The organism is Microvirga sp. GN3, assembly GCF_055792825.1.
Map to the genome: position 1 here is coordinate 1 of NZ_JBVVAK010000249.1, position 8,166 is coordinate 8,166.

The 8,166-nt window shown below is 60.2% G+C and carries 5 protein-coding genes; 2 read left to right on the forward strand and 3 right to left on the reverse strand.

The window, feature by feature from the left end:
- Window positions 1-503, forward strand: a 503-nt coding sequence (locus ACS5Q1_RS45095) for a site-2 protease family protein (protein WP_473104322.1), incomplete at its 5' end; no start/stop codon positions are given.
- Window positions 504-1,160: 657 nt separating this feature from the next.
- Here the strand turns inward: ACS5Q1_RS45095 and ACS5Q1_RS45100 are convergent.
- Window positions 1,161-1,373 carry a hypothetical protein gene (locus ACS5Q1_RS45100; RefSeq protein WP_473104323.1) on the reverse strand — a complete coding sequence of 71 codons (213 nt, stop codon included), beginning with the start codon at window positions 1,371-1,373 and terminating at the stop codon, window positions 1,161-1,163.
- Between the two features lie 750 nt (window positions 1,374-2,123).
- Window positions 2,124-4,322 (reverse strand): SF1B family DNA helicase RecD2, encoded by a 2,199-nt coding sequence (recD2, locus tag ACS5Q1_RS45105; RefSeq protein WP_473104324.1) that lies wholly within the window; start codon window positions 4,320-4,322, stop codon window positions 2,124-2,126.
- Between the two features lie 909 nt (window positions 4,323-5,231).
- On the opposite strand from recD2, the gene ACS5Q1_RS45110 reads away from it, so the two are divergent.
- Complete coding sequence (locus ACS5Q1_RS45110) at window positions 5,232-7,631, forward strand: type IA DNA topoisomerase (protein ID WP_473104325.1); 2,400 nt, start codon at window positions 5,232-5,234, stop codon at window positions 7,629-7,631.
- A 112-nt stretch (window positions 7,632-7,743) separates the two neighbouring features.
- On the opposite strand, the gene ACS5Q1_RS45115 is transcribed toward ACS5Q1_RS45110, so the two are convergent.
- Window positions 7,744-7,920 (reverse strand): hypothetical protein, encoded by a 177-nt coding sequence (locus tag ACS5Q1_RS45115; protein WP_473104326.1) that lies wholly within the window; start codon window positions 7,918-7,920, stop codon window positions 7,744-7,746.
- Window positions 7,921-8,166: the final 246 nt, after the last annotated feature.

The window sequence follows — 8,166 nt, forward strand, 5'->3', positions numbered from 1 at the left end:
TTCCAACTCTCCTCTTTGTGACTAAGGCCCCTTTCCTGTTTGGATGGGCGAAGCCCGTCCCCGTGGCGTTCGCGCGTCTGGGCCATCCGCGCCGCGACATGGCGATTGTCGCCATGGCCGGGCCGCTGGCGAATGTTCTGCTCGCCTTTGCGTCGGCAGGACTCCTGCGGATTATCTGGCTGCTGCCGGGGGCGATCGTACCCTGGGTGGTTCAGACACTCTCTCAATCGATCCTGCTGAACCTGGTCCTAGCGATCTTCAACCTGTTTCCCCTGCCGCCCCTGGACGGGGGTCGCGTCGTCTTGAGCATTCTGCCCAACGCCCTGGCAAGGCCATTTGCCAAGCTGGAGCGGTTTGGCTTCCTGGTCCTGCTTGGGATCATCTTTCTTCTGCCGATGCTTGGCAGATCGTTAGGGGTCGACTTGAACATTTTCCGGTGGTTTGTTGCGATTCCGCTTGCCTGGCTGATGCCGATCTTCCGGGCAATCGCTGGAGGGGCGTAGTAACGGCTCAGGATGTGACGAACCAGCCTCCGTCATTCGCACTGATTCCGGCGATGGCATGACTCTGGGAGCAAACTTTAAAACAGAGGGTTAGGCGTTGCGGTGACTCGACCTGCCGGTTGGTATTTTCAGATTGATATTTCCAAGTCCCGGAGTCCCATTGAGTCGAAATTTGGAGATGGAGGCCTATGGCAGACTCGATCTGGCGGTTCGAGGCTAAACCCCTTCACGTAGTCGATGTTTGAGGTCACTCGCGGGTTGGTGCTCCTCATCGAGATCAGCCATTAGGTTCTCAGTACGGGATCGCAAGAATGAGGCAGCTCAATCTGTGACGCGTACCGACCGCGTAAGATGCAGGAAAGTCTCAGCCCGACGCTGCGCTAACGCGCCTGCTGAATCAGCCTTGATCTGCCTAAGCCGGTCTGCGCCTATGCATCACTCGAATTTCGGTTCCTGTCCGACGCTGTCCCTGTGGGTCGCTCTTGCTGTCGCGTCACCTACTGCCGGATTTACCGTGGCCTTTGCCCTTGGGTTCGACAGCCTCCGGGGCTTTCACTCAAGAACGAGCAAGAGCATGTGATCATCCAGGCCGAGGACCCTAACTGTTTGGTCACCAACGTGATCCCAAGCCCATCAAACGGATCACGCGTGAGTGGGTTACTCTTCGACCAGGGTTCCAATCAAGCGTAGCAATTCCTGCTGCTCCGGACCTGCGCCGCGACTCAAGAAGGTGGCGATGTCCTCATGCTCCACGTATCCACCAGAAGCCACGTTGGCCTCGTGATGGATAAACAAGGCACCCGAAGGGTCTCGGATCAGATACCAGCGGTCCCCGCTTGAGCTTTCATAGAGCTTACGTGCCTTCTTCATGCGGGCTCCTGTCAGACGGAGATGGTTCGCCTACTGTAACGCAGTTGGATCAAGAGCAGAACGTGTCCTAAGGGGCGACCGCTTCCTGCAAAGAAACGAAGTCGTTCATTCAGGGGCAGAGAGCATGCTGTGTAGGTCTCGGCATGATCAATCCCGTTCGTGACACGGCAAACAAGTCGCGTTCGTGGCAGGCAACAGGCGAATACGAGGAAACCGCCTATTCTGCCCGTTATCCACAACCTCCTGAAAAGATGGCCAACGCGTCATCAACGCTTCGCTACTTCTACTGAAGCGGTGATTTGGAGGCGGCTATGGGAAGCAGCGTCGGGGGTGGCAGACGGGTTTCCATGATGTCCGATGAGGAGCTTCTACGAACGATCGGCGAGGACCTCCGCTCCCTCTACACTGAAATCATTCATCAGCCTTTGCCGCCGAAGATTGAAGCTGCTCTCACCCGCACTGATCATGCACAACGTGGAGGGAGCAACTTGACCCGACCAGCATCACATTGGGCAAGAACCTCACTTGGGCTCTAAGAACCAGCCAGAACTGCAATGGCCGCGATGAGAGATGCAGTCACAACGCTGTACTCAGCCCAGGCAAAGCATTGTGACCTACTGTGAAAGTTCACTTCACCTAGCATTCCATGCTTCATCAGGGCTCCTCCGCGTGTTGCCCAATTCTCGTAATTGAATTACTCCCAAAGCCATCTGTTAGAATGTCCACAAGACCGAGCCCTGCCCGAACGTCTTAGGCTGCGGACAACCACTCCCGCAGCTTCGTCCAGCGCTTCTTCATCTGCCCACCTCGTACAGCCATCGCGACAGCCTTCTTCTGGCCGACCAGCACGACCAGCCGCTTGCCTCGTGTCACGCCCGTGTAGAGCAGGTTGCGGGCCAGCATCGTGAAATGCTGCGTCACAACCGGGATGATGACGGCGGGATACTCCGAGCCCTGTGATTTATGGATCGTGGTGGCGTAGGCTGGCACCAGGGTGTCGAGTTCGCCGAACGGATAAGACACTTCCCGGCCATCGAACGAGGCGATCAGAGCACCTTCTTCGTCGTCGATCCGCACGACCGTGCCGAGATCGCCATTGAACACCTCCCGGTCATAGTCATTCTGCGTCTCCATCACCCGGTCTCCCGGCGAGAAGCGCCAGCCGAACCGCTCCACTCTGGCGGGAGGGTTGGGGTTGAGCACTTCTTGAAGCTGGATGTTCAGGTTGCGGGCTCCGAGCACACCTCGGTTCATCGGACAGAGCACCTGGATATCCTTCATCGGATCGAGTCCGAAGCGGCACGGCATGCGCTCCTTGATCATCTGGATGATCTTCGGCACGCCCTCCTCGGGATCGGCGATCTCGACGAAGTAGAAGTCGCTTTCTTCTCCTGGCTTTGGCGGCTCGGGCATCTGGCCCTTGTTGATTCTGTGGGCGTTCACCACGATCCGGCTCGCCGCCGCCTGCCGAAACACCTCGGTCAGGCGGGCAACTGGGATGCGCCCCGAGGCGATAATGTCCGCCAGCACCTGCCCCGAGCCGACGGAAGGCAACTGGTCCACGTCGCCAACCAGCAACAACCCAGTATGACCCGGGATGGCTTTGGTCAGGGCATTTATCAGTGGCACGTCGACCATTGAGGTCTCGTCCACCACGAGCAGGTCGCAGTCGAGCAGGTTCTCCTCATTGCGCGAGAACCCACCATGCTTGGGATCAATCTTCAGCAGCCGGTGAATCGTTTTAGCTTCCAAGCCGGTCTGCTCGGTCATGCGTTTGGCGGCACGGCCCGTGGGCGCAGCCAGCATCACCCGAATGCCCTTGGCCACCAGGATGCGCAGGATAGTATCGAGGGTCGAGGTCTTGCCCACCCCAGGACCACCCGTCATCACCGCAACCTTCGAAGTGAGCACCAGCCCCACTGCCTCGCGCTGGGAGGGAGACAGGATTTTGCCGGTCTTGCCCTCAACCCACGGCAGGGCCTTCTCAAGATCAATCGTTGGCCAAGGTGGTGCACCGCTTGCGCGTTCGAGCAAGCGTTCAGCAATGGCGCGTTCCGCCCCGTGCAGTCCCTTCAGGAAAATGCAGGTCTCGTCCTCGACCGTGTCGGACAAGACATCCTCTCCCTGAAGTTCCTCGGCCACGGCAGCCCGGATCAGGGCTGCGTCCACCTCAAGCAGCTTCTGGGCCAAGGTGATGAGCATCTCGATGGGAAGGCCGCAATGCCCCTCGTCGGTGGCCGTCTGAAGTGCGAAGGAGACGCCGGCCCTGAGCCGGTGGGGTGACGTCTTCTCCACCCCGAGCTTGGCCGCGATAGCGTCTGCGGTTCGGAACCCGATCCCTCGCACGTCCCGAGCAAGCCGGTAGGGGTTCTCGGTCATCACCTTGATGGCCTCATGGCCATAGGTCTTGAAGATGCGGACTGCTCGGGCGGTGCCGACCCCGTGCGCATGAAGGAAGATCATAATCTCCCGTACGGCCTTCTGCTCAGCCCAGCCCGCCACAATCTTTGAAGCCCGCCACGGCCCAATTCCAGAGACTTCCTTCAATCGCTCCGGGTTAGCCTCGATGATCTCGAAGGTAGCCTCTCCGAAGGCAGCGACGATGCGTTTGGCCATGGCAGGCCCAATGCCGCGCATGTGACCTGAGGCAAGGTACTTTTCGATGCCCTCAACGCCCATGGGAGGCGTGGCTTTGAGCACATTGGCCTTGAACTGAAGTCCATGGGTCCGATCGCTGAACCAGATCCCGGTCGCGGTCACCCACTCGCCCGCCCCAATAGCAGGGGCGTGGCCCACGACCGTCACAAGGTCGCGTTTGCCGCGAGCCTGCACCCGCAGCACGCAAAATCCATTTTCGGCATTGTGGAACGTGACGCGCTCGACCGTGCCTGCGAGAGCCTCAACAGGCTGACCTCTTTCCACCTGATCGGGTCGGACCATTTGGTTCATGCACCTGCCCAGAGCCGCCGGAATGGCTCTGTCCCCCTCTTGTTCTACTGCCCTGGAGTTTCGCCGGGGAGAGCGAAGCTGGAGAGCGGCTAAGCTCATGCACAAAGATTGTGTTCTTGTTTTGTTCTGAGATCTTGTACTTCGAAACATTTCGCCACGAGGCAAACCTGGGCTCCCAGAATTGCGGCTGAATGGCACGACCCACCAACGTGCTGTAGGCTACTCACCTCGGCTGCCTTTTGGTCTCCCTCATATTCGGCACACCTATACAACGGGCCACCTCAACGGCGACCTCTGAACCGACTGCCTGGTTCACTCCTTTGTCCGAGACAGTACTCTGCTTGCTCCCGCGCTCGCTCGTAAGCCGCCCCCTCATACGCAATCAGAGACACGGCCTCGTACTCAATCACTGTGAGGCCAGCAGCGGCAGGCCGCCGGCGAAACCATTGTTGGATGCGATGAAGGAGTTTGAGCATGAGGCAACCTCGTTTCCGACGGCAGGTCGAGCAAGCGAGAATTCTGTCGCATTTACGTCAGCCAGTCAGGCACCCAGTCTCGATTCCGATTGTTGAATGTAAAAGGGCCCTCCCCAGCCTGTGCCAGAGAGGGCCTGTTCAAGGGATGATCCGCAGTGGAGTCTAGAACACCGCGGAATCAGAGCCCCGGCAGCTGTTTTTCCCTTGGTTTCCCAAGGTACAGTGGGTCACTAGCTCCGCCCAAATTCTGATCTGGCGGTTGCCCCTTTTCCTGAAAAGAGCGCTGGCGAACCATTTCTCTGGAGTACCCCCAATCATTGACCGGCTCCAGTCCTGGAGGTAACGTTCTCTTTTCGTTCTGATCAAGCTGGCCCGGGTCATGACCGCTCCATCAGCATCGCGCACGCTATTCTTCTTTGAGAAGCCCTCGGCCATGCGCCAGCTGCAGCGCTTCTTCAAATCGCCCAGCACGATCTGTGTTTCGGCCGAGGGACACCTCCTGGCGGCAGAAGAGCCCGGCACCGTGCGGGACGAATGGAAGTCATGGCGTTTCGACACGCTCCCGATCGTGCTCGAGCGCATTCCAGTCACGTACGGCACCAGCCGCTCCGGCCAGTCGCACAAACCAAAGATCGAGGCGATCAAGCAGGCGCTTCAGGGCGTGGAGCGGGTGATCATCGCCACCGACCCGGGCCGCGAAGGGTCAATGATCGCCTGGGAGGTGCTTGAGCATCTCGGGTACAAAGGTCGCGTCGACCGTCTCAAGCTGGGGGCCCTCGACGAGGTTTCGATCCGCCGCGCCTTTGCGGTGATGGCCAAGGAGCCCGATTCCGGCGAGCGGGATTACGCGGCTTACCTTGAGGCCCTGTGCCGCCAATATGAGGACTACCACCTCGGGCTCAATGGCACCCGCGCCATCTCCCTGCGGCTGCGCCCGCCTGCGTTCCGGGAGCCTTGGCGCTTTGGTGGTGTGCAGACGCCAACGCTTGCAGTCCTGGCTGATCTGGAGAAGCGCATCCGCGACTTCGTCCCGCAGGATTATTTCAAGATTGCTCTGACAGTCGCGACGGGCGGCGGTGCTGAGATCACCCTTTGGCATGCCCCCAAGGACAAGATCTTCGACAGACCAGTGGCCGAGGTGATCCAGCAGGCTGCTGCCTCCTGGTCAGGGCCCCTAGGTGTCGAGCAGAAGGATGTGCGCCGGCCACCCCCTCGCCTGTTCTCCAAGGACACCCTTGCCCGCCGCTGCGCCAAACGGTTCGGCTGGGATCCGCAACATACGGCGAAACTGGCACAGGACCTGTATGATCAGGGCTATCTGACCTATCCCCGCACCGAGTCTGAGCACCTGCCCGAGAGTCAGACAGGGGATGCCAGCACGGCCATTGAGAGCGTCGTCGGCATCCTGTCCGATCTTGCCAGTCTCGTACCAGCCACGGGTGACCTCGTGTTCCGCAAGGGCAGCAGGGGCCATTACGTCAAGGATCCGGGCGAGCACCACGCCATCGTGCCACTGCGCAAGGTGCCCCAGCCGGGGAGCATCAGCGCGGATCATCTCCGCCTCTGGGAGCTGGTGGCCAAGAGCTTCCTGGCGGCCCACCTGCCCGACGGCATCGATGCGCGCACCACCGTCGCTGTGCAGGTCGCAACACCACTTGGCCCGAAGCGCTTCTCGGTCAGCGGCAGCGTGATCAAATCGCCGGGCTGGCGTGCCGTCTATGGCGCCGAGGCTGACGAGGAGAATGAGGCTGTTCCGGGCAAGGCCAAGCCGGACGAGGAGCCCACCACCGGACGCCTGCCGCCCGTCCGAGACCGCGAGCCTGGGACAGCAACCGATGTCCGGATCGAGACCGCCCAAACCGAGCCACCGCGGCGGATCACCCGCGGCGAGTTGCCGGTCGTCATGGGGCGCCTCATTGATCAGGTGGAAGACCCGGTACTCAAGGCAGCCTTAGAGAACCCGGCAAACCCGAATGAACCCAAGGGCCTCGGAACGGCAGCGACGCGTGACATGATCCTGCCGAAGCTCCAGAAGAGCCAGTATGTCGACCTGTTGAAGGGCAGGGATCCGCCAATCCAGGTCACGGAAATCGGGCTTGCATTCATTGCAGCCGTGCGTCGTGTCTTCCCCAGCTATGGTGATCCTGTCGGGCGAGCGATGTTCGAGGCTGACCTGGCGGAGATCGGGCGCGCCGGCACACGGAATGAGGCCGTTCGGCGAGCCGCATCCTATCAGGAGCGGACGCGTGCCCGCGTGCAGGAATTGATCGGAGCCATCGCGCAGTCGCAGACTGTTGCCGTTGATCCGACGGCAGTCCCAGCGAGTACTGCCTCGGCCGGGAAGCCACCAACCAAGGCAATGATTGCCTTTGCCACGTCCCTTGCGGGCCGCAAGGGACTCAAGCTGCCTCGTGGTCTGAAGAGCAATGGCGCCATCTGCCGGGCCTTCCTCGACCAGCATGCGCCGGCACGATCATCGGAAGCAGGAGAACACAAGCCTCAGAATGACTCTCGCCCGCCGAGTGAAGCGATGGTGCGCTACGCGCGGGCATTGGCTGAAGAACGCGGTGTGGAGTGCCCAACGGAGATCACAACAGACTTTGCAGTCTGCAGGGCTTTTCTCGACGAGCACGCCTCCTGTAGGGCAGCAAAATCAGAGGACAGGAACGGGAGCGCGATCCGCAAGAGCCGCTCACCTGCGGCCGCGAGCGATAGTCCCGGAAAGGGCTGTGCTGGAATCCCTGCAACCAAGCGATCCATAGTAGCCAAGGGTGGATCGACCCGAGGCCGTGCACGAGCGCATCCTACGACTCCCACCCAGCAATCACGATAAGCGTTACCCCCACACGCACGCCGAAGAGATCGAAAGAGTACGTGCTCCTGGAGTCAATGAGTGTGTCGAGCTGCTATCTCCTCTTCTCAGCTCTCTGGGAGTAGGCTCGCCCTCAAACAGAAGGCCAGCGGATCCAGAGAGCAACAGCACCCTCTCGGACGACCTTCCTGCCCACGCTCAAACGGTTCGTGAGATCCTCCGGCCCAGCAGTCATACGTGAAATCTCTTTCAAATCGTTGCCATCAATCTCGTAGTCGATAAGTTCTGACCCGACCTCGACGATAATCATGCGAGCACTCGGATGGACATAAGCGACAGTGCCGCGCAACCATCAGGATGAGAATCCTCCGATCCAGATCGTCGCGCAATAGTCGAGGAGCTGCGTGCCCAGGCGCCGACAAGTTCAGACGGGTGGCGGGGATGGCGCCTGGAGATTGTTGATGGCTCCGGCCGAGCCGTTCAGGTGATCCCATTGGACGCTCTCTCGGCTCATTGATCAAATCTGGGACGAACTGCCATAGTGGCTGCACCTGCT

Bases quoted from the DNA above. Each gene is read 5' to 3' on its own strand.
- ACS5Q1_RS45110 (WP_473104325.1), top strand. From the start codon at position 5,232: ATGCGCCAGCTGCAGCGCTTCTTCAAATCGCCCAGCACGATCTGTGTT.
- ACS5Q1_RS45115 (WP_473104326.1), bottom strand. From the start codon at position 7,920: ATGATTATCGTCGAGGTCGGGTCAGAACTTATCGACTACGAGATTGAT.
- ACS5Q1_RS45100 (WP_473104323.1), bottom strand. From the start codon at position 1,373: ATGAAGAAGGCACGTAAGCTCTATGAAAGCTCAAGCGGGGACCGCTGG.
- recD2 (WP_473104324.1), bottom strand. From the start codon at position 4,322: ATGAACCAAATGGTCCGACCCGATCAGGTGGAAAGAGGTCAGCCTGTT.